2 protein-coding genes are annotated in these 2,087 nt (G+C 59.5%); both read left to right on the top strand.

Annotated features, from left to right (window positions below):
• Positions 1 to 156: 156 nt before the first annotated feature.
• Positions 157 to 996 carry a VRR-NUC domain-containing protein gene (locus YH64_RS29985; protein WP_046807702.1) on the top strand — a complete coding sequence of 280 codons (840 nt, stop codon included), beginning with the start codon at positions 157 to 159 and terminating at the stop codon, positions 994 to 996.
• The coding region (locus YH64_RS29980) for a type VI immunity family protein (RefSeq protein WP_143215631.1) at positions 993 to 2,087 on the top strand (1,095 nt) is incomplete at its 3' end. The genes YH64_RS29985 and YH64_RS29980, both read left to right, overlap by 4 nt.

Genomic DNA, 2,087 nt, shown 5'->3' with positions numbered 1-2,087 from the left:
CGCGCTCTGGGCAGCTGTGTCCATATCCCGGCACGTGGACCTGCGAAGAACACCCTACGGGTCCAAGAACTTTCGCTTATCAAACCCCCATGCCACAAGTGAACGGGCAGGACGTGACGTGGGCACTGGTTTCTTTCTTACGCTAGGAGACAAGCCATGGCCGCCCCCGCCGCCGCAGCCGCCCTCGTCTGGGGCTACCGAGCCTATCGCGCCTACGCCGCGCACGAAGCGGCGCAAACCACCATCGAAGCCGCCGAAACCTTGGCGCAGATCAATGACCGCAAGAAGGAAGTCCAAGCCATTCTTAAGGACGTGATCCAGAACATGAAGGAAGAAATCGACGTCAAAAGCTCCACGTTCGTGCGCACCGGCGGCAACACCACCGTGTCGCGCGGACGTAGCGAAAACGTGACGTACCGGCAGTACATCGAACGCAAGATCCCCTTTCGGCCAGTGATCAGCACGGTATGCCAATGGGCGCTGAAGTCCCCGTTGACGGTGCCCCGACGCATACGGAAGAAGATACCGGGCGATGCTATTGAAACCACGATAGATATCGCGCTGAAACAAACCACCGCGTCGTTGGTGTTTGAGGTGGTTGATGATTTGTTGGCGTGGCAAAGCCCGTTGAAGGCAGAGCCGAATTACGACGGCACGTCTTACAAGGCGATGCTGGGAGAGCCTTCCACACGTCCGAAGCGCATCAGCCAGTACTTCCCATTCTGGCCGCGCCCTAGAGGAAGCTTGGCGCCGGATCTGGTCATCGTGGAATACCGCCAGCAACCGTTTGACGTGGACAACGTGTTCGCGGCAGTTGAAATCAAGTTTCCCAACGATTGGGCCAAGCCCGCACAGATGAAAAGCTACGTCAGGCTGATGGATGGCGATACCCACAAGGTGGCGCTACTTCGCGTACCAGAGGACTGCACCGGGTATCGCCCAGACCGGGGCAGCACGCGCGGGAAGCACGGACATTCACCGAGGAGCGGAAAATGAGTACCACCCATCCTTTGATCAGCGACGAAGATCTGGCGGGCATGATCGAAGACCTGAAACAGTGGCCCAATACCGGCATCGACAATGGGTCGTTCGAGCTGTCGATCAGTCCGTTTCTCACCTTTTATTTCCATTACGACCCCGCACAATATTTACGCACGACGCTCGACATGGTGGACGTATACGAAGCGTTCGAAAGACTGGTCGGCCGGCCTTTCACGATAGCCACCCACCCGAGTTCGGAAAGACCACATCGGTACGGCTCGGTTCGTTTGGGCGACCGGCGCGACTGGGCCAGAAAGACGCCGGTGGATAAGGCCTTCACAGTGAACTTTACCGACCAGGCGAACCACCAGAGCTCACCCACGCATTCGGCGTACCTGTGGAGAGAACCCACCATTGGTGACCAGTTGCAGTATTACTCGTCGATTCAGTTCTACTTCCGGTGGCGCTGGTGGCTGGACAACAAGGACGCCTGGCGCAAGTTCGTGCTCGACAGCATCGCTCGCTTGATGCCGGCGCAGGTCTATAGCGGCTTCGCTATGGCCAACCCTTTGGAATTTGGCATGCGTTCCGAAGTTGCGGTGTGGGACCGGGCCCTGGCGCCCAACTTTTTCGGATTGGACACCGATTATCCATTTGCCATGGATATCCCCGCGCAGTTGGGCTCCGGCATACGCCCGCCCACCTGGGGCTTCTTTCTGTCCGACATTTGGCGCGAGAAGCTGGACATCTCGCGCGACGAGGTTGTTGCCCAGCTTTCCGATCCCCGCATCCGGATCGACACCCTCAGTTGCGGCCAATGGATAGAACTCGGTCCGCAACCGGAACTCTATCCCGTCGAAGAAGGTGTGCCGGAACTGCCCGTCATGCTTAACCACCTGCTGCGCCGCATCCGGCACCCGCAACTCGATCTCGTGGGCTCCGGCGAATGGGATGGCGACCCCAACGAGCGCTTCGATCGCCGCGACACGCAGCGTTGGCTGGCCCGGTTTGACGACGACAGTGATTGGCCAACTCCTGAAATCCGAGGCCGCACGCCGGGCCCGGCGCCTGCCGAACCCACCCCCACCCATGTTGTCGTCGGCGAG

This window comes from Achromobacter sp. LC458, assembly GCF_001005835.2.
In the GTDB taxonomy this organism is placed as follows: Bacteria; Pseudomonadota; Gammaproteobacteria; order Burkholderiales; family Burkholderiaceae_B; genus Achromobacter; species Achromobacter spanius_B.
The sequence above is the reverse complement of the archived record's forward strand: the minus strand, read 5'-3'. Positions and strand labels throughout refer to the sequence as shown.